This window comes from Symplocastrum torsivum, assembly GCF_059505465.1.
This window is the reverse complement of record NZ_JCACKQ010000042.1, coordinates 14558-37651: the sequence shown is the minus strand read 5'-3', so window position 1 is coordinate 37651 and position 23094 is coordinate 14558. Positions and strand designations below refer to the sequence as shown.

General features: G+C 46.5%; 17 protein-coding genes. 9 read left to right on the top strand and 8 right to left on the bottom strand.

The features are described 5' to 3' along the window. On the top strand, window positions 1-1020 hold the full coding sequence (locus AC5JL3_RS13205; RefSeq protein WP_496074931.1) for a hypothetical protein: 1020 nt from the start codon (window positions 1-3) through the stop codon (window positions 1018-1020). Between the two features lie 57 nt (window positions 1021-1077). On the opposite strand, the gene AC5JL3_RS13200 is transcribed toward AC5JL3_RS13205, so the two are convergent. The 3 genes from AC5JL3_RS13200 to patD form a co-directional block, all read right to left on the bottom strand. After that, entirely contained in the window at window positions 1078-2742 is a 1665-nt protein-coding gene (locus tag AC5JL3_RS13200; protein ID WP_496074930.1) for a dipeptide ABC transporter ATP-binding protein, read from the bottom strand. A 95-nt stretch (window positions 2743-2837) separates the two neighbouring features. After that, window positions 2838-3431, bottom strand: a complete 594-nt coding sequence (locus tag AC5JL3_RS13195; RefSeq protein WP_496074929.1) for a TFIIB-type zinc ribbon-containing protein — start codon at window positions 3429-3431, stop codon at window positions 2838-2840. 151 nt (window positions 3432-3582) lie between these two features. Continuing rightward, window positions 3583-3942, bottom strand: coding sequence for a heterocyst frequency control protein PatD (patD, locus tag AC5JL3_RS13190; RefSeq protein WP_496074928.1), 360 nt, complete (start codon window positions 3940-3942; stop codon window positions 3583-3585). Window positions 3943-4334: 392 nt separating this feature from the next. Between patD and AC5JL3_RS13185 the strand changes: the two genes are divergently transcribed. Together AC5JL3_RS13185 and AC5JL3_RS13180 are read left to right on the top strand one after the other, a co-directional pair. Beyond that, complete coding sequence (locus AC5JL3_RS13185; RefSeq protein WP_496074927.1) at window positions 4335-6578, top strand: RelA/SpoT family protein; 2244 nt, start codon at window positions 4335-4337, stop codon at window positions 6576-6578. A 237-nt stretch (window positions 6579-6815) separates the two neighbouring features. Continuing rightward, window positions 6816-7781 carry a YegS/Rv2252/BmrU family lipid kinase gene (locus AC5JL3_RS13180; RefSeq protein WP_496074926.1) on the top strand — a complete coding sequence of 322 codons (966 nt, stop codon included), beginning with the start codon at window positions 6816-6818 and terminating at the stop codon, window positions 7779-7781. 151 nt (window positions 7782-7932) lie between these two features. On the opposite strand, the gene AC5JL3_RS13175 is transcribed toward AC5JL3_RS13180, so the two are convergent. Continuing rightward, window positions 7933-8322, bottom strand: a complete 390-nt coding sequence (locus AC5JL3_RS13175) for a nuclear transport factor 2 family protein (protein ID WP_496074925.1) — start codon at window positions 8320-8322, stop codon at window positions 7933-7935. Window positions 8323-8474: 152 nt separating this feature from the next. Here AC5JL3_RS13175 and AC5JL3_RS13170 point away from each other — a divergent pair, with 152 nt between their 5' ends. From AC5JL3_RS13170 to AC5JL3_RS13155, 4 genes are all read left to right on the top strand, one after another. Further along, entirely contained in the window at window positions 8475-9338 is an 864-nt protein-coding gene (locus tag AC5JL3_RS13170; RefSeq protein ID WP_496074924.1) for a Tab2/Atab2 family RNA-binding protein, read from the top strand. 123 nt (window positions 9339-9461) lie between these two features. Further along, on the top strand, window positions 9462-10811 hold the full coding sequence (locus AC5JL3_RS13165; protein ID WP_496074923.1) for a TldD/PmbA family protein: 1350 nt from the start codon (window positions 9462-9464) through the stop codon (window positions 10809-10811). Window positions 10812-11041: 230 nt separating this feature from the next. Continuing rightward, a complete protein-coding gene (locus AC5JL3_RS13160) occupies window positions 11042-11743 on the top strand; it encodes a haloacid dehalogenase type II (RefSeq protein ID WP_496074922.1) in 702 nt (233 codons plus the stop codon). Between the two features lie 174 nt (window positions 11744-11917). Further along, entirely contained in the window at window positions 11918-14560 is a 2643-nt protein-coding gene (locus tag AC5JL3_RS13155; RefSeq protein WP_496074921.1) for a chloride channel protein, read from the top strand. 215 nt (window positions 14561-14775) lie between these two features. Here the strand turns inward: AC5JL3_RS13155 and AC5JL3_RS13150 are convergent, their stop codons facing one another. From AC5JL3_RS13150 to AC5JL3_RS13135, 4 genes are all read right to left on the bottom strand, one after another. After that, on the bottom strand, window positions 14776-14970 hold the full coding sequence (locus AC5JL3_RS13150) for a hypothetical protein (RefSeq protein WP_192220975.1): 195 nt from the start codon (window positions 14968-14970) through the stop codon (window positions 14776-14778). 344 nt (window positions 14971-15314) lie between these two features. Continuing rightward, complete coding sequence (locus AC5JL3_RS13145) at window positions 15315-15950, bottom strand: hypothetical protein (RefSeq protein ID WP_192220963.1); 636 nt, start codon at window positions 15948-15950, stop codon at window positions 15315-15317. A gap of 466 nt (window positions 15951-16416) precedes the next feature. Then, window positions 16417-17037 carry a hypothetical protein gene (locus tag AC5JL3_RS13140; RefSeq protein WP_496074920.1) on the bottom strand — a complete coding sequence of 207 codons (621 nt, stop codon included), beginning with the start codon at window positions 17035-17037 and terminating at the stop codon, window positions 16417-16419. Window positions 17038-17060: 23 nt separating this feature from the next. Beyond that, window positions 17061-18722, bottom strand: coding sequence for an S-layer homology domain-containing protein (locus AC5JL3_RS13135; protein WP_496074919.1), 1662 nt, complete (start codon window positions 18720-18722; stop codon window positions 17061-17063). Between the two features lie 154 nt (window positions 18723-18876). Between AC5JL3_RS13135 and AC5JL3_RS13130 the strand changes: the two genes are divergently transcribed. Then, a complete protein-coding gene (locus AC5JL3_RS13130) occupies window positions 18877-20427 on the top strand; it encodes a polysaccharide biosynthesis/export family protein (RefSeq protein WP_496074918.1) in 1551 nt (516 codons plus the stop codon). Window positions 20428-20718: 291 nt separating this feature from the next. Then, the gene (locus AC5JL3_RS13125; RefSeq protein ID WP_496074917.1) at window positions 20719-23055 is read left to right on the top strand and encodes a GumC family protein; all 2337 of its coding nucleotides are present in this window, start codon (window positions 20719-20721) and stop codon (window positions 23053-23055) included. The last annotated feature ends 39 nt before the right edge of the window (window positions 23056-23094 follow it).

Genomic DNA, 23094 nt, shown 5'->3' with positions numbered 1-23094 from the left:
ATGAAAAAACCAGCGAAAAATTTTAAAGCATACAACAGACTCATCGCTATCAATTTTGCTGTTTTCTCTGTTGTTATCATCTTGCTGTCATTGATTCTAGAGCAGCGTAAATTATTAACTGCACCTCAGTTTCTTGCCAGCATCAGCTTTGACGAAAAAGCGAGATTTCTTAAGGATGTAAAACCGAAAAACTCTTCATTAATTGCGGTCGGTTCATCTATAGCCGTTAATCATATAGATTCATCTCTTTTAAAGGATGCCAAGGGTAATCAAATACCGTTCACAAACTTTGCTTCTTATGGTTTGCAGATGGTTGACCTGAAAGACTTAGTTGACTTCTCTGTAAACTTGAGTGGCAAGCCTAAGACAGTGCTAGTTTTATCAGCTCCTGTTGACTTTCAGTCCTGCTCACCTAATAAAAAGATGGATGCTCACTATGTATCCTTAAAGAATCTTCATCGGGAGGATGCTGTTAACTATATTCAGTCAGGTATTCCTGCTGTGTACTACCATGCTAAATACCAAACTCTGTCGAGAATGCTAGACCCTGGCTTGATGCTAGAGGTCAGGAGACAAAGAACAACGAATAATACACTTGACTCACTAAAATTTGACTCCAGTGGCTCGGTTTTACTAGAAGTGCCAAAAGAAAATATTCCACCTGATCGATGGGAAGGAAAACAATGGTCTAAGGTCATGAGCCAGCTAAGTCAGCAAGATCCCTGCTATGATTCTTTAGAAAATCTTGCCAACTATACCAAACAAAGTGGTATGAATTTAGTGTTTGTCTTATCCCCAATCCGGCAGGAGTACTTAAGTGAGTTTGACTCAAATCAAAAGAATATGAGTTCTCATAGAGAACGCTTACAATTAATTTTGGGCAAATCCAACTATTCACTAATAGATGCCCACACTGACTTACAGCTTTCAGATGAATATTTTGTAGATGCGTTTCATCTAAACAAAAAAGGTTCTCAGATTTTAACTAAATATATAAGTCAAGAACTCAACCGTCTATAAATAGGACGCCTGAAGGTGGTATCTCGATAATCAATCCGTTATCTACCTCAAAAAACCTTATGGCTGCTGTGTCGCCAGTAGGGGAGCGGCTTGTAGTAGTGTCTTGGTGTAGGGATGTTGGGGATTAGTAAATAGCTCGTGAGTGGGGCCGATTTCAACAATCTGACCACTATTCATTACAGCGATGCGATCGCATAAAAATCTCGCCAGCCACAAGTCGTGAGTAATGAACAAATAGGTAAGGTTAAATTCCGCCTTCAACTCCAGCATCAAATCCAGCACCTGCGACTGGACGCTAGCATCCAGCATACTCACAGGTTCATCGCAGATTAGCAGACTGGGGCGCGTAATTAAAGCCCGTGCGATCGCAACTCGTTGCTGCTGTCCTCCTGATAAGTCACTTGGATAGCGATGATAGTAGTCCTCTGTTGGTGTAAGACCGACTCGTTCTAACATCTGCACCACTTGGCGTTTGGCTTCATCAGGAGTCGCCAGTTGATGAATAAATAAGGGGTCAGCAATACTTTGACCGACTGTCATCAATGGGTTCAGACAAGCATGGGGGTCTTGAAAGACCATTTGGATTTGACGCCGTGACTGCCGCAGAGACTGCCGTGATAACTGAGTTAAATCTTTCCCTAAAAACTCAACAGTTCCAGAAGTCGGGCGAATTAACTGCAAAATGGTACGGGATAACGTACTCTTGCCACAACCCGATTCCCCTACCAGTCCGAGAATTTCACCCGAATTGAGTTCAAAGCTTACATTGTCTACGGCTTTGATGTAGGTCGCCTCTTTTCTGAAAACCAGTTGCTCAATAATATTACGTTCTAAAGTGTAGTACTGCTTTAAATCTTTAACTCGCAATAGTGGTGAGGCGTTAGTCGTTAAGGTAGAGGTATTTGCTTTTAAAGGCTGCTCGTCTACAGCTTGGATATGCAAAGCCGCTTCTAAAAGCGATCGCGTATACTCATGCTGGGGTCGCCGGAGAATCGTTCCCACCGCACCCTTTTCTACAATCTTCCCCCCATACATCACTGCTATGGTGTCGCAATATTCTCCTACCATTGCTAGGTCGTGAGAAATTAGCAACAGCCCCATGTCTCGTTCACGGCACAGTCGTGTCAACTCCTTTAAAATCTGCGCCGCAACCGTGACATCAAGGCTAGTCGTTGGTTCATCAGCAACAATCAGCTTCGGGTTAAGTAATAAAGCAAGTGCGATCGCAACTCGTTGCCGCATCCCTCCGCTAAACTCATGGGGATACTGTGACCACCGATTAGCATCAATCTTCACCGCATCCAGCGTCTCAAGCGCTCTTTCTTTACTCTGACTTCTTGATAGCTGGGGCTGATGCGCTTGTAAGGTTTCAATGCAATGTTCCCCAATCGTCATCAACGGGTCAAGCCGAGTCATGGGGTCTTGAAACACCAACGCCACGGCTTCCCCACGAAACTGACGCATCTGAGCAGGGGCCAAATCAAAAACCGATTGCCCTGAAAAGTTTACTCGTCCTTCAATTCGTGTTGATTCGGGTAACAGGCGCATCGCCGCTCGTCCCAGCGTTGACTTGCCGCAACCTGACTCTCCCACCAACCCCAATCGCTCTCCAGCATCCAGCGTGAACGAGACATCATCAACTGCCCATTGGAGCATTGGCGCTGAACGGCTTTGGGGATAAGCAACCCGTAAATTTTCTACATGAAACAGGGCTTCACTCATTTTTCGTCCTTAGTTGCAATAGCCAACGACAATGGACAACAAGCAACAACTTAATGCACAAATTGCTCAACGTGATCTAACCTAGTGACAACCACTTACTGTTCAATTCTCGTATCTGGGCTTTGAGCGTTCACTGACACTCGCCGCATCAAGTAGGCAACTCCAAAATCTCCATTCGGATGCTTTTCCAGCAACTCAGCGAGTTCAAATACACGCGCTGCTAATTCGCTCCCCAACTTTTCAACGGTTGCTTGACGCTCTTGTTGAGAAAATTTGTGTTCTCGTACCTTTGTCTGCCATTCATTAGTAAACAACTGCTCAATAGTGGTGTGCAGTCCCAGACGTTCCAGAATATCCCATTCTCCATAGTCGCACCAGATTCCACGGCATTGCAGACACCGCTCTACATAAAACGGTGTCTTCAGGTTGACCTTCGCTCGTGATAGATAGCGCTGGCACTCTGGACACAAAGCCGCTTTGGCATCGAAGGGCGATTGGACAAAATCTACATTAATCGTTTTGGAGAGTACCGTGGGTACTACTGGATTGTAAGATTGACGGGTCTGCCAAGCTTCATACTCACTGGCAGGAATCCAGGTTCCTTTGCACTCATCGCAATACTTCACGGCAAACTTGTTATCGAAAATGCCGTCCAAGAGTGTTACTTTTCTACATTTCGGGCAATGCACAGATTTTCCTTCCTCAAAGTGTCCAATTTTTCTATCTAATCTACTCCGAGAGGGCAGCCTTAGTGAGTTTACAGGCTAATGGTTTGGTTTTATATCAATAGTTCAATGGAAGCCAGTAACCGACAATAAATATCATCCACTCTAGCTAGCTCTACTGTTCCAGTAATGCTTCACAGTAGCGAATTAGAGTCGAGATGCGATCGCACACACTCCCTGTCCGAGTCTGAGTCGTTGCAGCACTTCGCGCTGCTTGCAAAAGCATCAAATCCGTCTCCAACAATCGCATCTGCTTGTAGATTTCTGTCTGAATCGACTGCCATCGGGACATAATATCCACGGCAACGTCATCAGCACTTAAGCTCGCAACTTCCGAAAGAAATAGTTGTCTTATCTGCTGGAACTGTTCATGGAGTGCTAAGCTCTCTGAATCCTTGGCAATAACGGTTTTGTGTAATTCTTCTAAGACCTGTTTAAATTCCTGATAGCGTTGATGATGTGATGGTTGTAACATTCTGGCTCTCATTGATCTAGAATTAATGTAAAGAATTTTGTCTTTTTAATAAAGGAGATTGGTTAATAGCAAAGCAAGCCTTTAAGGATTAATCCTTGCAGTAAGCTTTCTTTACCAAGAAGAGATGAGCTTTTCTAGCATTCTCGCACCTGCTCCTTCGCAATTTAATAAGCGCTTATCGTAGGGAGCGCTCACTCTTGCCTCAGCTAAAGCTCCTAGCTTTTGCTTAGGTACCTTGTACGACCTTACCCAAAAATCCTCTCCAGTCATCCTGACTAAATTTCACACTTCAAAAGAGGTAAGGAACAACCAATGGTTCTGCAAGGCTACTGTTCTCACAGTACTTCTGCTAAACTCTCAGATCTATTTTTTACTCACTAAGCAAAAAAAATATGAATGCTACAGCCACAACCTCCACTCTTGACCTTGATGTTCCAGGCTGGCTGCAAGACTGCTTAATCGCCGCCTCACCTGCTACTGAGAAACCAGTGCCAGATGATACCAGTTTGATTTGTCGAGCCTTTGAATTTGCTTACCAACTGCATGAAGGTCAATACCGAGCCTCAGGAGAACATTACATTGCTCATCCAGTAGCCGTTGCTGGGTTGTTGAGGGATTTGGGTGGCAGCAGTGTGATGATAGCGGCTGGGTTTCTGCATGATGTTGTGGAAGATACAGACATCACGGTAGAAGAAATCGAATCCCGGTTCGGAGTAGAGGTGCGGCGACTTGTTGAAGGAGTTACAAAACTCTCTAAGTTTAACTTCTCTAGTAAAACCGAGCGTCAAGCCGAGAACTTTCGCCGGATGTTCCTCGCGATGGCGGCAGATGTTCGGGTTATTGTCGTCAAGTTGGCAGATAGACTGCACAATATGCGGACGCTAGAACACCTGAATCCAGAGAAACAGCGGCGAATTGCCTTGGAAACAAGGGAAATTTTTGCACCCCTCGCCAATCGCTTAGGAATTGGTCGCTTTAAGTGGGAATTGGAGGATTTAGCGTTTAAGTATCTGGAACCAGAGGCTTTCCGAGAAATGCAAGCACTCGTTGTCGAGCGTCGCCAAGATCGAGAAGACCGCTTAGTTAAGGTAACAGAAATTTTGCGCGATCGCTTGGAGGGAGTAGGTGTCAAGTGCATAGATATCAATGGACGTCCGAAGCACTTGTATGGCATTTATCAGAAGATGCAGCGGCAGCAGAAAGGGTTTCATGAAATCTACGATATTGCGGCGATGCGGCTGATTGTGCAAACCAAGGAAGAGTGCTATCGCGCCTTGGCAATCGTTCATGATGCCTTTCGACCGATTCCGGGGCGGTTCAAAGACTACATTGGTTTACCGAAGCCAAACCGTTACCAGTCGTTACATACAGGTGTGATTGGTCTAAGTGGTCGTCCGATTGAAGTGCAAATTCGCACCCTGGAAATGCATCACGTTGCGGAGTTAGGAATTGCGGCGCATTGGAAGTACAAGGAAAGTGGCGGTTCTAGCAATACTCGCTTCACAGCAGAGGATGAAAAGCTGACTTGGCTACGGCAGTTGCTGGAATGGCAGAATGACCTGAAGGATGCTCAGGAGTACATGGACAGCGTCAAAGATAATTTATTTGATGACGATGTTTATGTATTTACGCCAAGTGGGGATGTTGTGTCCTTGAGTCGGGGTGCAACACCAGTAGACTTTGCCTATCGGATTCACACGGAAGTCGGCAACCACTGTGCAGGTGTGCGCGTGAATGGGCAGTGGCGCGTGTTAGATAGTCCATTGCACAACGGCGACATCGTTGAAATTATTACCCAGAAAAACAGTCACCCCAGTTTAGATTGGCTAAATTTTGTGGTGACACCCAGCGCCCGGAACCGGATTCGGCAATGGTATAAGCGATCGCATCGAGAAGAAAATGTTGCTCGTGGTCGAGAACTACTGGAAAAGGAACTCGGCAAAAAAGGCTTTGAATCGTTGCTAAAATCCGATCCGATGCAGGCTGTAGCAGAGCGATGTAACTACCATACAGTTGAAGACTTACTGGCAGCCTTAGGTTATGGCGAACTAACGCTGAATATCGTAGTCAATCGCCTGCGAGAAGCTGTAAAAGCCAAGCAACCAATTGAAACGGATTCACAAGAGGCAGTAACTCAGACCCCTGTTGTTAAAATCCCCTCTACGGGTGGTAGTAAAGGTGAACCGATTGCTGGTGTCGAAGGGCTACTCCATCACCTTGCAGGTTGTTGCAATCCCGTTCCTGGTGAACCGATTATTGGTGCCGTCACTCGCATCCGTGGCATTTCAATTCACCGACAGGGATGCCCCAATGTTGAAAGTGTACCCGGAGAGCGGTTAGTTCCTGTTAGCTGGAATCCGACAGATGCAGATAATGGGCGTCCTCAAACTTATCCTGTCAACATTCAAATGGAAGTGATTGATCGAGTGGGTGTCTTTAAAGATATCCTGTCACGCTTAAGTGACCAAAATATTAATGTTCGCAACGCCCAAGTCAGAACTCAAGAAGGTAAACCAGCCATTATCGACCTGTGCATTGACATTCGTGACCACAAGCAACTAGAAAGTAGCTTCTGCCAAATCAGAAAAATGAGTGATATTTTGAATATGCGTCGCATCAGTCAGGTTGAGGAGTAGTTAGTTGTTGGTTGTTATTGATACCGCAGGGGCTTCGGGAGAAACCCTTCCTAATGGGTAGGACAAAGTTGGGAGGGTTTAGTGAGAATGGCAGAGTATCCCGCGAAGGAAAGCTAGTCATTGATGAACTAGCATTCAATCAAACTTATATCGAGTGCATTTGAGCAGTTCGTATATAAGTTGTCGCTTTTTGTTTGTTGCAACTAACAACTAACAACTAACAACTGACTACCAACCATGAAGCGTTCTGCCTGCCTTATCTTTAATCCAGTTGCTGGTCAAAGCGACCCTGACCAAGATTTGTCACAAATTCAGGCGCTTTTAGATCCTGAATTCGACCTAGATATTCGCTTGACAACGCCAGAGGTTGATGCATCTCAACTGGCGTATGATGCCGTAGCCCGTGGTGTTCACATGGTTATTGCCTCTGGCGGTGATGGTACCCTCTCGGCAGCGGCTGAAGCCTTAGTGGGAACTAATATTCCTTTCGGTATCATTTCACGGGGTACTGCCAATGCCTTTGCTTCTGCGTTGAACATTCCAGACACAATTGAAGCGGCTTGTCAGACAATTTTGGGGGGAGTAACAAAGGTTGTTGATGCCGCACAGTGTAACGGAAAACCAATGGTTTTGCTGGTTGGCATTGGCTTCGAGGCAGAAATGGTGGAAAAAGCAGATCGAGAAGCAAAGAACCGTTTAGGGATGCTAGCTTACGTCCTAGCGGGAGTCCAGCAACTGCGGGATTTTGAAAACTTTGAAGTCGAGATTGAGACAGAGGATAGAGTAATTACGGTTTCAGCGGCGGCTGTAACGATAGCGAATGCCGCCCCACCAACATCAATTCTTGCTCAGGGACCAGCAGGTATTATTTATGATGATGGTTTGCTCGATTTAACTGTAGTAGCACCTCTAAATCGGACTGGTGCGATCGCATCAGCTTATCACCTCTTACAATCAGCACTTCGCGGCGATGCGGCAGAACGAGATGATATTGGCTATCTTCGAGCAAGACGTATTAAAGTGACCACACAGCCACCTCAGAAAGTTGTTCTGGATGGGGAGATTATTGGCACAATGCCTGTTGAAGTCGAGTGTATTCCGGGTGGCTTGACCATTTGTGTGCCACAGGAAGAAGAAGTTCAACCCGGTGAAAAACTTGAGGGACTGCCAGAATTGAGCGTTGAGTCGAGATATCCAATATAAAAGCTATCGGTACTCAGCTATCAGCTTGGAAGAATCCTTCTTTAGATAAAGCTGATGGCTGATTATTTTCTGTAAATAAGCGATTTCATCTTACTAAAACATCCTTTTTGTTAGTATCAAATCTAACAATTTGAGCTGTATAATTGCTTGCCTAACGCATCAGCGGGCTACCGTGGTGATGAACGAGGTACCACGAAGATGCCAAGCACTGAAAAATATTTGTTGCCATCGACTCTGCCTGAATGCTTCTACCACCACTGGCTTGGAGGACTTTCTCAATCAAAATGACATAGGCGATAGTCTCGCAAATTTCCACAGAAATAATGTCTGTCTCAACCTCAATATATTTCGTATTTCTAAATATCTGCATCCAGGATGATTCAATTTCCTTCCAGCCTCGTAGTGCCCTGCGTCCGGGATGAATACAAAGAGTGCCACTTCCTTTCGACCAAATAGTACTCATTGCTTCAACATCCTTTTTCTCAAAGGCTCGATAAAAGGCTTCGTTTGCTGCTAAGACTTCACTTCGTCCGTTGTTCATTGGTATACCTTAGGGTCAGATTCTACTACTTGATTGTTAAAAAGCAGAAGTTAGCACAATATTATCCAACCTTAGATGCTCTGCTACCTTATCTAAGTCATGTCTCACTGACCCGTATGATGAAGGAAAGGGTTAGAGCATAACTTTGTGGCATGGGTATCGTTTGGGAACTAGATTTTTACTCGCGTCCGATTTTGGACGAAAACCAGAAAAAGGTATGGGAAGTCTTACTGTGTGAGAGTCCTTTAGATACGCGCCAGTCCACTGAGGAGTTATTTCGCTATGCCAGTTGGTGTCCCAATCAGCAAGTGAATTCGATTTGGCTGCAAAGTGCGATCGCAGAGGCGATTACTCAAAGTAAACAACCCCCCGAAAAAATTCGCTTCTTTCGGCGGCAGATGAGCAACATGATCGTCAAAGCTTGTGAAGATTTGGGCATCCCCGCTCAAGCGTCGCGCCGCACCTACACCATAGATCGTTGGCTGCAACAACGGGCAAAGGATTTTTACCCCAGCCAGCCTGGATATCAAGCCTCAGCGGAGGTATCTTCGTTTGTCCGTTATGAACCCGAAACCCCGCAAGCATTACCGGATGCTTTGGAGGGACAGAAGTGGGCGTTTGTGAGCTTGGAAGCAGTGGCTTTTGAGGAAATGGAAGAGTGGGACATTGCCTTTGGAGAAGTGTTTCCTCTCTCGCTGATGGAACTTGCGCCCGACACTCGAATTCCCGGCATCATTATTTTTTCCTCCAGAGCAACACCCGTGGCAGCCTGGATGTCAGGCTTAGAGCTTGCGTTTGTGAGATTTGAGAGCGAGCCAGTTGCTAGATTGTTACTCGAAACAGGTGAAAGTGATAGCTGGATTCTGGCTAATATTAAAGACGCCCAAACGTTAAATGAGGCTAGAGGGTTTGAGTTAGCGAAGGAGAAGGCACAAGGGGTACATTTTCTTGCCGTGCAATCTAGCCCAACCTCAGAAGCCTTTGCAGGATTTTGGCTGCTGCAAGAGTTAAAGTAGCGCTTCAACGGTCAGTAATTAGACGTTTAGAATCAGTGACAAGCCTCTACCCTTCAACTTAAGAGAGAAGAACACCTGACAACGGACAATTAAGAACAGACAACTGATAAAAAGGTTTTAGTTATGGGTTCTAACGATTTACCAGAAGCCCTACACGCCGAACAACTGTTAGAGTTAGCGGCTCAAGCAGGGGTGAAGCAAGCAGAGGTTTATCAGTCGCGATCGCTTTCTCGACCAGTGTTTTTTGAAGCCAACCGACTGAAGCAGCTTGAAAGCAGCCAATCGGAAGGAGTAGCCCTCAGGCTGTGGCGAGAGGGCTGTCCAGGACTGGCTGTTGCTTATGGGCCAGTGGAACCCCAAGATTTGGTCGATCGCGCGATCGCCATGACGTACCTCAATGAACCGGAACCCGTGGAACTTGCTGGGGCACGAACTGATCACTATCCCGATCTGGGAGAGACAGTGCCAGTGGAAACCTTGGTTGAAATGGGTAAAGTTGCGATCGCTCAGATTCGTGACGCTTACCCGGAAGTCCTCTGTACAGGACAGTGGGAGTGTGAGGAGGAAACAACACGTCTGGTTAACTCTCAAGGCTTAGATTGCCATTACACCGACACAACCCTGAGTTGCTTTATTGGAGCAGAATGGGTACGGGGTGAGGACTTTTTGAGCGTCTATGATGGTGAGACTGAGCGAGGGACGCTAACCAGTGAGAAAGTTGTTCAGCAAATTCTACAACGTTTGAGTTGGGCAAAAGAAAATGTCTCTCCTCCCAGTACTCGTGTACCCGTTTTACTAACTGCCAAAGCTGCTGATTTGCTCTGGGATACAGTTCAGTCGGCATTAAATGGAAAACAGGTGTTAGAAGGAGCTTCCCCTTGGAGCGAGATGTTACGCGCTAGATCCCAAGGTGTTGTTTTACTGACAGACTTGATACCGCTTGTCACGTCCGACACCCTCACGATCACTCAGCAACCAGATATTGGCCCCTATAGCTGCCCCTTTGATGATGAAGGCACTCCTACCCAACCACTTTTGTTGATTCGAGAAGGGCGATTGCAGCAGTTTTATTGCGATCGCACAACAGGACGACTGCTAGGCACTAGCACGACTGGTAATGGTTTTCGTCCTGGTATGGGTAGCTATCCGAGTCCCGGCTTAGTTAATATGCTGGTTCAACCGGGAAAGGGTTCTCTCTGCGACTTGATTGGGCAACTCGATGAGGGACTCGTTGTAGATCAGTTGTTAGGGGGTGGTGCTGGACTTAGCGGAGAGTTTTCAGTCAACGTTGAGCTGGGCTACCGAGTGCAAAAAGGAGAAATCATCGGTCGAGTGAAAGACACGATGATCTCCGGAAATGTCTACACTGTCCTGAAGCAATTGGTAGCTCTAGGTGGCGATGCCGATTGGAATGGTCCTTGCTACACGCCATCGCTAATTGTAGAAGGAATCTCCACTACGGGTAGAAGTTAGTTGTTGGTTGTTAGTTGTTAGGTAGGAGAAATCATTGAGAAAGAAATGTTAACCTAAAAAAACTCAAAACAAATCACTATCTTTATAACAACTGACAACCAAACAGTTCTGTAATTCAAGTAACAAATAACAAAAAAAATATGGCTGTCGCCATAAGATTAGGACAGATTTAACAGCCAAACAACCACTTACTAGTAATAATCCTCTGCCTTTTGCCATACAACAAACCGATGATAGACTTTAAGCAATTTGAAGTTTTGAGTTTTGATTGCTACGGGACACTCATTGATTGGGATAGTGGGATTCTAGGGGCATTAAAACCTATCCTCTCAAACCATAATGTAAGCCTCAGCGATGAGCAAATTCTTGAAGCCTATGCTCAAGTTGAAGCGGCTCACCAATCCGGAGACTACTTAAAATACAGAGAAGTTCTTAAAAAATTAGTCCAAGCCTTTGGGGAAAGATTGAACTTTACAGCAACCGAGGCTGAAGCCGAGTCTCTGGCTGAATCAATTAAAGGCTGGGAACCTTTCCCCGATACCGTTGAAGCTCTAAAAATACTCAAAAAAAGATATAAACTTACAATTATTTCCAATATTGATGATGATTTATTTGCCGCTACTGCTAAAAAACTAGATGTAGAGTTTGACTGGATAATCACAGCGGAACAAGTCAAATCTTATAAACCCTCTCGACAAAATTTTGAGTTTGCCCTTCAACGCATGGGCATCACTCCAGGTACGCTTTTACACGTTGCTCAAAGTGTTTATCATGACATAATTCCGACAAGAAGCATGGGATTATCAGCTATATGGGTTAACCGCAGAGGTGAGAAACAAGACAATCAGGTGATAGACTCAGCAAGTGGAAAACCAGATTTGGAAGTACCAGATTTAAAAACCCTGGTGTCTCTCATGGATTTAGACTCATGAAAAAACATATAAGGTTACCTGAGACTTGTCTCAGGTGCTAAGTAAATGGGCAAAAATAAACTTAGCCGCTTAGGGAGTTGTCTCGCTAGAATTTTCTTTTCACTAACAACCAACAACTACCAACTAACAACTAATTTCTGTTGTCCAGCATCTACTATTTGTTGCTAGCGACAAATGACAACCTTGCCCGTCTCCCTTCCCAAGCGCTTTCGTCAATGGCTGTTACCGAGACGCCGCCTTGCGATCGCAGAAGCCTGTTTGATTGGTTTAGTATCTGGACTCTCTGCTGTCTTACTCAAGCAAAGTGTTGGTCTTTTTGGTTCATGGCGTGTTCAGGCTTCTCTCTTGCTACCCGCTAGCATAGCCTTACCCGCGATCGGACTTTCTTTAGGGCTACTTTGCGGGTTTATCATTGAGCGTTTGTCATCCGAAGCAACAGGTAGTGGTATTCCACAAATTAAAGGCGCACTCGCTCAGTTTCCCATTACTCTCAATTTACGAGTCGCACTCGTCAAGTTAGTCAGCAGCATTTTATCCCTGTCGGCGGGGCTAACATTGGGGCGACAAGGGCCAACGGTTCATATTGGTGCAGCGATCGCAGGACAAATGAGTCATTGGGTGCCGACGTCTCCCGATCACCGACGTCAGATGATTGCAGCCGGGGCGGGTGCTGGTTTAGCAGCAGGTTTTAATGCTCCCCTTGCGGGAATTCTGTTTGTCGTTGAAGAACTACTACGTGACCTCTCGAACCTAACGCTAGGTACAGCAATTCTTGCCTCCTTCATTGGTGCTGTTGTCTCGCGGCTATTGGGTGGACGGAGTTTAGATCTCAACCTGCAACTCACCGACCTTTCAAGCGGCTTCAGTGCGCCAGAAATTCCCTTTTATGTGTTGTTGGGTGTCTTAGCTGGATTGCTAGGGGCATTGTTTAATCAGGGACTGCTTGCCAGCCTTACCCTCTACGAACGCCTGAACCTCAGATTACCCCTACGAATTGGCTTAGCGGGGATGATTTGTGGCTGTGTTGTGGCACTGCTGCCGATTTCCTTCCGAGACAACAACGGTTTACGGGAGTTGTTACTCACGGGTGAAGCGAGTTGGCAATTCACAAGTGTTGCCTTTGTTGCCTACTTTATTCTCACGTTAGTTTCCTATGGTTCCGGCGCACCTGGCGGTTTGTTTCACCCCTCTCTTGTGCTAGGTGCGGCGCTGGGTTACTTAGTAGGAGTTGCTCAGTCTCATCTGTTGGGAGTAGGTTTGCCGACAAGTTACGCCTTGGCAGGCATGGGTTCATTTTTTAGCGCTGTCTCGAAAGTCCCGATTACAGCGATTGTCATCGTGTTTGAGATGACAACAGACTTCAATCTCGTGCTGCCATTGATGATTAGCTGTGTAACCTCCTACCTGATTGCCGATAAGTTAGCCAAAGGTTCACTATATCAGCGTCTCTTGGAATTGAAAGGCTACACATTGCCTACTCAACAATTAGAGAAGGGTTCTTTATCGGGATTGAAAGCCTCGGACTTAATGCAGCCCAAAGTTGAAACTCTGGCGAGTCAGATGACGTTGGATGAAGCTGTACGGGCGTTTTCCCGCTCCCATCATCGCGGTTTTCCGGTACTCGATAACGGTGAATTGGTTGGGATTATTACTCAAACAGATTTGGCGAATGCAAGCCAGCGCCAGTTGCCTGGGGATACAACGATTTCACAAATCATGACCCCTCAGCCAATAACGGTTATCCCCGTTGACCCATTGAGTCAGGTTCTCTATTTGCTCAACCGTTACAAACTGAGCCGATTACCCGTTATAGAAGGTCGGAAACTAGTAGGAATTATCACTCGTGCCGATATTATTCGTGCTGAAGCTGACCAACTGAGTGGTGATGACCAAATCGAGTCTCGTCCTGAACCGTCCTACGTGGTGTATCAAACTCATGCTCCAGCAGTAGGACGAGGGCGTTTGTTGGTTCCTCTGGCTAATCCGCAAACGGCACCGATACTATTACAACTTGCTTTCTCAATTGCCCGCGATCGCGATTACGAAATTGAATGTCTCCAGGTTATCGCTATTCCTCGCAGCAATAATCCCGCTCAGACACCTGTAAAAACAACTAAAAGCCGTCGCTTACTGCGTATGGCAGAAAAACTAGGGCGAGATTGGGAAATTCCCGTTCACACTCAAATTCGGGTCGCCCACGATACGGCTCAAGCGATTCTAGAAACAATTAAAGAGCGACATATTGGTCTAATTTTAATGGGATGGAAGGCGGAGCCACCGACTAGCACGGGTCGTATCTTTGGCAATGTTGTGGATACTCTGATTCGGCAAGCTTCCTGTGATTTAGTGTTGGTCAAGCTAGGGCATCGGGAAGAACAACATGATGATGGGACATCTGCTGCGGCTTGTCCCTTACCAATTGCCTGGAATCGCTGGTTAGTACCGATTGCTGGGGGGCCAAATTCAAGCTACGCCTTGCAACTTTTACCCGCTCTCGCGTCTCACAACTCGATGACAACGATTAAAGTGACTCAGGTTTTTACTCCTTCTATGCTTTTACCGGACACTACTGGACTAGAAAAAGCGGCATACTTCCTCAGTGGCAAACTCAACACCAGCGTTGTAACAATTCCTGTGCGTTCTTATTCTGTCCCTGATGCAGTGATTCATCTGGCTCACGCCGATCAGTGTGATGTTGTTGTTTTAGGCGCGAGTCGTGAAGGGCTATTACAAAAGGTGATACATGGAAATATTCCAGAAGCGATCGCACGGGGCGTTAACAGCACGGTGATTTTGGTACGGGGGGCATTGGAGTAGTTGTTAGTTGTTAGTTCGCTTCTTTTGCCTCTCGCTACATAATGATTAGGTACTCTAGCCAATACGATGTCCCTGACTTCCCGATTTTCTGAATTTAAAAAAGGTTTATTGTTTGTTGCTAGTTTTCATCCTGCTCGTCGTGTCCCTTGAGCATGGGAGTCTAACTTAGGAAATAGCGCTTGATAAAACAGATTACCGTAAAAGGCGATCGCTTTTTACTCAGCAATCACTGCGACTTCTTGAGCCAAGAACTGATGTAAAGTTCTTCTAACCTGAAACTCTTTGTGAAGGTTGCTGCTTGCTACACCGAGAACTGGCATTTCCTGTCTACAGCGAGAACAATACCAATAAATGCTGTTGTGACGAGCATGACGGAGCAACCGAGTAGAGCAACATGGACAATCGTTCATGGTATTCCTGGAACCCAACACCTATGAGAGTACAGGTTATAAGTTAAAAATTTGGGTAAGAAATCGGAAAAAAATCGGGAAGAATTAATGTGCCAGAAAAGCTTAACAAACGATTTTTAAGAATTATAAAAAGTACTCTGCTGTTGAATTTCTGAACTAAGGCAAACACTATAGCAAAAGGCAGAGGGCAGAAGGCAGAGGGGTTTTATGTTTACTACTAGTAGGTGGTTGTTTTAGCCATTAAATTTTTCCTAACCCTGATGGCGATAGCTATAACAAAAAAGCACCTTGAAGAAGGTGCCAAGAGAGGTGGCAAAAACCAGCCTCCAGCCTATGTACTATTTTTAGCTAACCCTGTGAGCGTGAGGTTTGCGAGCACCAGCTGAGGCTCCTGCCAGTGACGCAGCTAAACCTAGCAAGGAACCAATCACAAATGACCATAATCCTTTAGCTGCATTGCCAGCAATATCACGAGTTTGGTCAGCTGAAGGTGCGTTGGGCGCGTTGTTTGGTAGATTAACACCGCCCTGCTGTTGAACTTGGCCGATAACTTCTCCAGCATTGGAGGCAGCAATTCCAAAAGCACCCGTTACGCCACTTGCCAATAGCCAAGAACTCAGTGCCAGGGTTGTTGCCCAAAGAACTGCTCCGTTTAAAAGCGCTGTGCTACGGTTCATCGGTCCACAAGCGCGGGCGGCAACCCAACTGCCAACGAATAGCGAAATTAACAAACTGATGATTGACCAAATCCCTACACCTGTGCCAACGCCAGGGGCATTTGATCTAGGGGCACCTGAACCTGAAAGGAAGCTTGAGCCGATCGCAGCACCCAAGGCACTCAAAATCAGTTGAGTTGCTAAGGCAACTACAAGACCTGAAATAATTGGACCCCACCTAACGCGATCGTGATATTCGACTACTTGATTAACGATTGGGGGTTCAGTGAGTATACTATCCCCTGGACGATTGACATATGACATAAGTTTGCCCTCCCTTGCTCCTTGTGTGCTAGAAGCTCTTTGGATTAATTCCTTCTTCGTTTTCAGTCTAGAGCGGGAGTGCAAATAATTTCTCTATCACTAGAAAGAGTTGGATTTTCCCTCAAGAGGAAGAGTTTATCAAGGCTGTGTTAAGAGATGATGTAGCTTATATGACTTTAGTTGGGCATAGAGTGAACTAGAGAATTTTGGTCAAGTAAAGTTGAATCGTTGCGGGGTATCGGTAGGCTTTGATGAAAGCGAAATCGATACCACAAGAAAAGCGATCGCACCCTTTTTAAATACAGAAATACAGTCTCAGAGATCTCTTAGCACAACTATAGGTTTATTTTAGTGGCACAAAGGTTTCACCTATTTGCTCGTCATTACTTTCGTAAAAAGTTAGTGACTAATGACGATGAGTTTGCTTGAGACTAACCGATGTTTATCAAACTCATAATTGAGCCAGTTATTGATTGAGTGCCAAACCAGCATTAAGCAATATACCTAACACAGAACGAATGGCTCTGAGTTCCTCTGGAATCTCAATCACAAAACTATCAGGACTGCCATTAATCAAGGCATTGTAAGCCTCAATTGCCGCTTGAAATTGGGCAGCATCGACCGTCCCACCAGAATTTAGTCCTCGCAAACTAGCTACCAAGTTTGCCGCAAGAGTTGCATCTGCCCCAGCACTCACTAAAGCACTTTCAATCTGAGCCGCACTAGCACTCACATTGCCGTTAGCCGTCACGAGGACTTCTAGATTTTGCTGTATCGTGAGTGGAATTGCAGTCGGAGTATCAGTAGAGAGTACGGGTAAATTTCCCGCCGCCAACTGTTGATTCACTAAACTTGCTGCACCGTTAACCGCATCTTCAATGGGTCGAGTGATGTAAACGATGACTAGCTCACCCCCCTCACTGGAGACGAGTGCCCCGTTAACAATATCACTGGTTGTAATAATCGCACCCGTTGTATCTGACTGGTTGCCCGACTGAGCTTGTGCTGTTGGAGCGTGAGACACAACACCTACAATGGCTAGGGCAAAACCTAGTCCAAGGTGTAAAGGAAAATGCTTAATGTTCATAACTTTCCTTCGGAATTGATGACTTAAAACGATATCCCATAACCAACACCCAGAATAAACCGGGTACCATCACCCGCTGTACCCGTAACATCAGCTGCTGCTGGGGTGATGACTAGCGGTACCCCACGGATTGGAACAATTGAGGCTCCCAAGTTCAAATCTTGACCCGTCCACTCGGCAATCACCGAGATCGGTTCAGCAACTTGTACCCCAACACTACCAAACACATTAGGGTCTTCGTCTCCCTCTTCAATATTATCTTCTGAGCGGAAACGACCGCCGCCGATACCTATCGAAGCTGTGACTCGACTCAGGGGTTGAGAGCCATCCCGGCGTAAGCGGAAAACTTTACTTGCAACACCGTAAACGCTGCTGCCACCATCGGTATTGCCCCACTCAATTAGATTCTCTACGCCAACTGCTACCGCAAAGTCACCGGGAAACAAGCGATGCACCTTGAAGCTAACGCCGCCATCCTCAAACGTATCGCCCTCTAGGTCATAAATCGACACTGCTGTTTCTAGAGCAACCAGTCGTCTTGCATCACCTAGACCAAAACCTACCACAGCTGCACCATCATCTATGTCAGTAAAGCGCGCTCTCTCCTGATAAGTTGCTCCAAAGAAAATGTTGCCGCTTTCAGCGCCAAATGCTGTTGGTGTACCAATACTTGACCCTCCTCTAATAAATCGCCTAATCCGTTCTTCTACTGGTGGTTGTGGGAAAAGAAGTGCTTGGCGCGTATCCGCAACTTGATCAGGGGATGTGGTAGGCGGTGTCGCAACGGGTTCGTAGCCAACAATGTACTGGGCAGCAACATCATTAGCACTAAGTTGTGGGAGGGTTCCCTCGTTCACTAAAGCCTGATAGATAAACGCCGCTACATCAGCGCGAGTGGCAACCTGGTTTGGATTTAAGAAAGCAACATCCGGATAGTTGACTACTAGCTGATTGAGAGCTGCGGCGGCGACGCTATTGCGGGCAAAGGTAGGAATTTCGGGAGCGTCTTGAAAGTTTGTACTTAAAACGGTTGCGGGATCGTCGGGTGGAGACAGATCAAGCCCACTCACCAACGAAACCAACACTTGAACACGAGGTATATTTTGCTCAGGCTGAAAGATGTTATTCGGGTATCCTTCCAGAAATCCTGTGCGATAAGCTGCCTGAATCGCCTCAATACCCCAGTAAGTTGGGGGAACATCAACAAAATTGATTCCTGCACGTTCAGGCGCTCGTCCAAACGCCTTACGAATCATTGCGGCAAACTGAGCGCGAGTTACTGGTTCATCGGGGCGGAACGTACCATCCGGAAAACCCAGAATCACCCCTCGTGCAGCTAGGACTTCAATAAAACTCCGTGCCCAGTTATTTTGAACATCAGGAAAACTTCTGCGTTGAGCCAGTTGCGCGGCTGTACCCGTTGCAGGTTTTTGCCCTCCTGGAGAGGCTTTTTGGGGACGAAGATCCTCCGCACCTAGCATCGTATCTAAGAGCGATTGACCTAGTGAACCCCCATAATTAGCATTGGCAGTCGTGCTAGTTGGCTTCGCGGCGACAGGATTGGCAAGACCTGCAGCAGCGGATAGCATAGTACTACTCAAGATTGAACCGATTAAAATATATCCCCAGTAGCGGATATGCTTGTTGAATTGATAGAAATGACCCGTGCATCTCGCTATCCTCATCACCTTTCCTACTCTTCCGAAGTTGAGTTGATTATTCAAAGGTTACACGAGTTTAGTGGACTTTATATCATTACACTTCTACCGGAACTTTCTCCAAAGTTAGCCTGACTTTGAGTAGAGAGAGTCAACATTTCTGTAAGGGATACTGTTTAAAGTGAGCGCAAAAAGACGTTCTGAGATAGTTGGTCGAGTTGGTGTGACGAGTAGTGGTTTAAGAAGACGTATGAATCGACCGATCGCAAGTTTAACTTTACTCGCGTTTTTCGCCGTTACGGTTGCTACCCCGATCCAGGCACAAATCCCTGGTTTGTCTCCTGGGGCAACACCTGGCGCAACTGGAGTGGGTAGTCCACCTCCTGCAACACCCTATACCCTAGGAGCAGGCGATCGCGTTCAAGTAGCGGTCTTTGATGTTCCAGAATATAGCGGTGAGTATGTGATCTTAGCCGATGGCACCCTCAATTTACCTGTCATCGGTAGCATATCTGTTCGGGGATTAACGCTCCAACAAGCGACGGACGTGATTTCCTCTCAATATGCCCGCTTTGTGAGACGCCCCCTGATCACAATTAGTCTAATAGCACCCCGCCCCGTTGTTATCGCGGTGGCAGGCGAAGTTCAACGCCCTGGAACTTATTCCGTCGCCGTAGGAGGAGGTGGCGCTGGGGCAACTGGAGGACAGTTTCCGACAGTGACACAGGCAATTACCCTAGCTGGGGGCATTACTCAATCTGCTGCCGTTCGTGATGTGCAAATTCGGCGTCGCACCTCCCCGACAACAGAGCAAGTCTACAACGTCAACCTTTGGGAATTACTACAAGGCAACTTGGCTCAAGACGTTGCGTTGAGAGATGGTGACTCAATTTTTATCCCATCCGTCGGCAGCTACAATGCCGCTGAAACTCGTCAACTGGTGGATTCTAGTTTCGCTCCACAACAAATTGAGCCAGTTAATATTGCCATAATTGGCGAAGTCGCCCGCCCAGGCCCTTATTCCGTGTCGGGAGGCGGCGTAGGTACTGGTGGTGCGACGGGGGCAATCACAGGTTCTGAAACAGGCGCAGTCGGTGCTGGTGGAGGCGACGCTGGTCCCCCTACTGTGACTAAGGCAATTCAAGTTGCTGGTGGTATTACAGCCCTTGCTAATATTCGCGAAATCACGATCACCCGCGCTACCCGCACAGGTGGAACCCGTGTGATTCCAATCAACTTATGGGCACTCTTACGTTCAGGTGACCTTAATGAAGATTTTCTCTTGCAAGATGGAGACACAATCATTATTCCGACAGCAACAGCACTCGACCCAGCAGAGGCAAGCCAACTGGCAGAGGCAAGCTTTGCTCCTAATGAAATTGTCGTGAACGTAATTGGGGAAGTTGAAGCTCCAGGAGCAATCACGGTGCCACCCAACACCCCTTTAAATCAAGCTGTACTAGCGGCTGGTGGATTCAATCCTCGTTCCCGTAGGAGTTCCGTTGATCTGATTCGTCTTAACGACAATGGAACTGTTTCCAAGCGCCGGATTTCAGTGGATTTAGCTCAGGGAATTAATGAGGAAGGCAATCCTACTCTCCGAAATAATGATGTCGTTGTGATCAGACGCAATACCCTTGCCAGCGTTGGGGATACTCTAGGGAACGCCCTAAATCCCGTTGGCAGCTTTTTAAACATACTTGGCATATTTAGAACCATTACTGGTGATTAGGGCAGTGTCATCTTAAGCATTTCCTCCTTGAAGGAAACAGGGGAAAGGTAAAAGGGGAGAGGGAATGAGACACTTCCTTTCCCCTTGTCTTTTTGAAAGATGTCGTTAATAGTCAAGTTCCCGATCGCATTCATCAGCAGGGTTGGAGACTCTATTGGTACAGTCCTATTAAAAGGAGTTTCCAATCGATCTAGTTTCTGTATACTATCCTGTACATACCAGATACAAAATTCAACAGCAAACGGATTTTTCTGATAGCTCTCAATCAAACACACGAGGACGAGGGGCACGATGGAGAGGGGCAATATTCAACAGCCGTTATCATCTAATAATGGGAATGGGAATGGGAATGGGAATGGGAAACATTTATATTTACCGTCACCAATCCCCCTGACTCAACCTGTGGACAAAGAGCAGGATGAGCTAAATCTGCGCCATCTCGTAAGTGTGGTACGGCGTCGTGCTGTTGTAATTGCTGGTGTGGCGATCGCAGTTACCTCGGCGATCAGTTTTTGGACGTTCAGCCAGACACCCAAGTATGAAGGGAAGTTTCAGCTCTTAGTAGAGCCGGTTACAGAGGAAGGAAACTTGGACAAGCTGACACAAGTACCCGGTGTCAGCGAAAGTCCTGGTTCTATCCTAGATTACGACACGCAAATTGAAGTCTTACGCAGCCCGAATTTAATGGCTCCTATCCTTGAGGAGATTGAAAAGGACTACAAAGATGTCAGCTACGACTCTTTGATTGGGAGTAGTGAACTGAACATTGAGCGCTTAGCAGAAACCAAGATTTTGGAAGTCCGCTACCGCGATACAGACCCGAAGAAAGTTCGATTTGTCTTACATCAGGTTGCTAGAGGCTATCTGCGGTACTCGCTTCAAGAGCGGCAAATTAATCTAAAAAAAGGGATTCAGTTTGTTGAAGGTCAGTTGCCACAACTTCGCGATCGCGTAGACAAACTTCAGGGACAACTACAAGCATTCCGGCAGCAGAACAATCTCCTCGACCCCGAAACTCAAGCGCAACAGCTATCAACTCGCGTGAGTGCCATTGAGCAGGAGCAATTGCAAACTCAGGTTGGTTTGAGAGAAGCTCGCTCCCTCTATACAACAATCTCTTCCCAACTTGGTCTATCACCAAACGAAGCCCTGGCAACAGCGGCTCTCAGTGAAGCCCCTCGCTACCAAGAGTTACTCAATAAGTTACAAGAAGTTGAAGCTAAGATCGCGACTGAGTTATCACGCTTTACCGAAGAAAGCCCAACTGTCCAGGCACTACGCAACGAACAGCGAAATCTCTTGCCACTGCTAGAGCAAGAATCCCAACGGGTGCTGGGGGCAAATCTTTCACAAGTTAATGTCTCGAATGATTCTCCCAATTCGATTCGCTTAGAACTGACTCAGCAACTGGTTGATGCAACCAACCAAATACAAGTTTTGCAAGTGCGACAAAATGCGATCGCCCAGGCAGAACGTAGCCTCAACCTCCAAGTAAAACAGATGCCGGTGATTGCGCGTCAATACACCGATTTACAACGAGAACTCAACGTTGCTACAGAAAGCTTAAACCGCTTTTTGGGATTTCGGGAAGGTCTTCAGATTGAAGTTGCTCAAAAAGCACTCCCCTGGCAAATCATTCTCAAACCCCAAGAACCCCAATTTCCAGTGTCTCCTAATACTCAACGGAACATCCTGTTGGGCGCGGTTGCGGGGTTGTTGTTGGGGATAGGAGCCGCTTTATTAGTTGAACGCCTCGATAATGTATTCCACTCACCCGATGAACTGAAAGACCGCAGCAAACTGCCACTACTGGGTGTTATCCCCTACAACAAGCAACTCAAAGTGATAACACCAGTTGCTACCGTAGCAGAAATGGTTCCTGCTGAAGACTCCACAACTGAGAAGAAAAATCGCCGTAAGCCACAGTGGTACACAGCTTCTCCCTTCTTAGAGTCGTTCCGCTCCCTGCACACCAATATTCGCTTTCTCGGAAGTGATACACCAATCCACTCGATTGTCATTAGCTCAGCCACTCCCGCAGACGGCAAATCGACTATCGCCGTTCACCTAGCTCAAGCCGCCGCCGCAATGGGTCAACGGGTACTTTTGGTCGATGCTGACCTACGCCGTCCCCAGGTGCATAAGATTTTGGGCTTAGAAAATAAGGTGGGGCTAAGTAACGTTATTGCGACTGGAATTACTGCTAAACAGGCAATTCAGCGATTGCCAATGTGGGATCACCTGTATGTATTGACCGCTGGTCAGCTACCACCTGATCCAACTCGACTTTTATGTTCCAGGAAAATGCAGTATTTGATGGAACAATTTCATGCTGTTTTTGACCTGGTTATCTATGACACTCCACCAACACTGGGGCTTGCTGATGGAAGACTTTTAGCAGCCCACACTGATGGTGTGGTTATGGTTGCAGGACTAGGGAGAACTGACCGCTCAGTGCTAATGCAAGCCTTGGATGGGATGAAAGTTTCCAATGCGACGGTCTTAGGCGTAGTCGCTAACGGTGTGAAGGGTTATACAACTAGCTCCTACTACAACTATCAGCAATACTATGTAACTGACTCAGAAGTCCTGAGAGCAAAGCAGCTTTTGCAGAAAAAAATAGATTAAGAAATTGTACAAAAGTAACGCGATCGCTTTTTGTTGATG

What these genes read in the sequence shown, in the direction of transcription:
- AC5JL3_RS13150 (WP_192220975.1), bottom strand. Translation starts at nt 14,970, where the DNA reads ATGAACGATTGTCCATGTTGCTCTACTCGGTTGCTCCGTCATGCTCGT.
- AC5JL3_RS13145 (WP_192220963.1), bottom strand. Translation starts at nt 15,950, where the DNA reads ATGTCATATGTCAATCGTCCAGGGGATAGTATACTCACTGAACCCCCA.
- AC5JL3_RS13140 (WP_496074920.1), bottom strand. Translation starts at nt 17,037, where the DNA reads ATGAACATTAAGCATTTTCCTTTACACCTTGGACTAGGTTTTGCCCTA.
- AC5JL3_RS13205 (WP_496074931.1), top strand. Translation starts at nt 1, where the DNA reads ATGAAAAAACCAGCGAAAAATTTTAAAGCATACAACAGACTCATCGCT.
- AC5JL3_RS13200 (WP_496074930.1), bottom strand. Translation starts at nt 2,742, where the DNA reads ATGAGTGAAGCCCTGTTTCATGTAGAAAATTTACGGGTTGCTTATCCC.
- AC5JL3_RS13155 (WP_496074921.1), top strand. Translation starts at nt 11,918, where the DNA reads ATGACAACCTTGCCCGTCTCCCTTCCCAAGCGCTTTCGTCAATGGCTG.
- AC5JL3_RS13185 (WP_496074927.1), top strand. Translation starts at nt 4,335, where the DNA reads ATGAATGCTACAGCCACAACCTCCACTCTTGACCTTGATGTTCCAGGC.
- AC5JL3_RS13165 (WP_496074923.1), top strand. Translation starts at nt 9,462, where the DNA reads ATGGGTTCTAACGATTTACCAGAAGCCCTACACGCCGAACAACTGTTA.
- AC5JL3_RS13180 (WP_496074926.1), top strand. Translation starts at nt 6,816, where the DNA reads ATGAAGCGTTCTGCCTGCCTTATCTTTAATCCAGTTGCTGGTCAAAGC.
- AC5JL3_RS13135 (WP_496074919.1), bottom strand. Translation starts at nt 18,722, where the DNA reads ATGAGGATAGCGAGATGCACGGGTCATTTCTATCAATTCAACAAGCAT.
- AC5JL3_RS13125 (WP_496074917.1), top strand. Translation starts at nt 20,719, where the DNA reads ATGGAGAGGGGCAATATTCAACAGCCGTTATCATCTAATAATGGGAAT.
- AC5JL3_RS13175 (WP_496074925.1), bottom strand. Translation starts at nt 8,322, where the DNA reads ATGAACAACGGACGAAGTGAAGTCTTAGCAGCAAACGAAGCCTTTTAT.
- AC5JL3_RS13160 (WP_496074922.1), top strand. Translation starts at nt 11,042, where the DNA reads ATGATAGACTTTAAGCAATTTGAAGTTTTGAGTTTTGATTGCTACGGG.
- patD (WP_496074928.1), bottom strand. Translation starts at nt 3,942, where the DNA reads ATGTTACAACCATCACATCATCAACGCTATCAGGAATTTAAACAGGTC.
- AC5JL3_RS13170 (WP_496074924.1), top strand. Translation starts at nt 8,475, where the DNA reads ATGGGTATCGTTTGGGAACTAGATTTTTACTCGCGTCCGATTTTGGAC.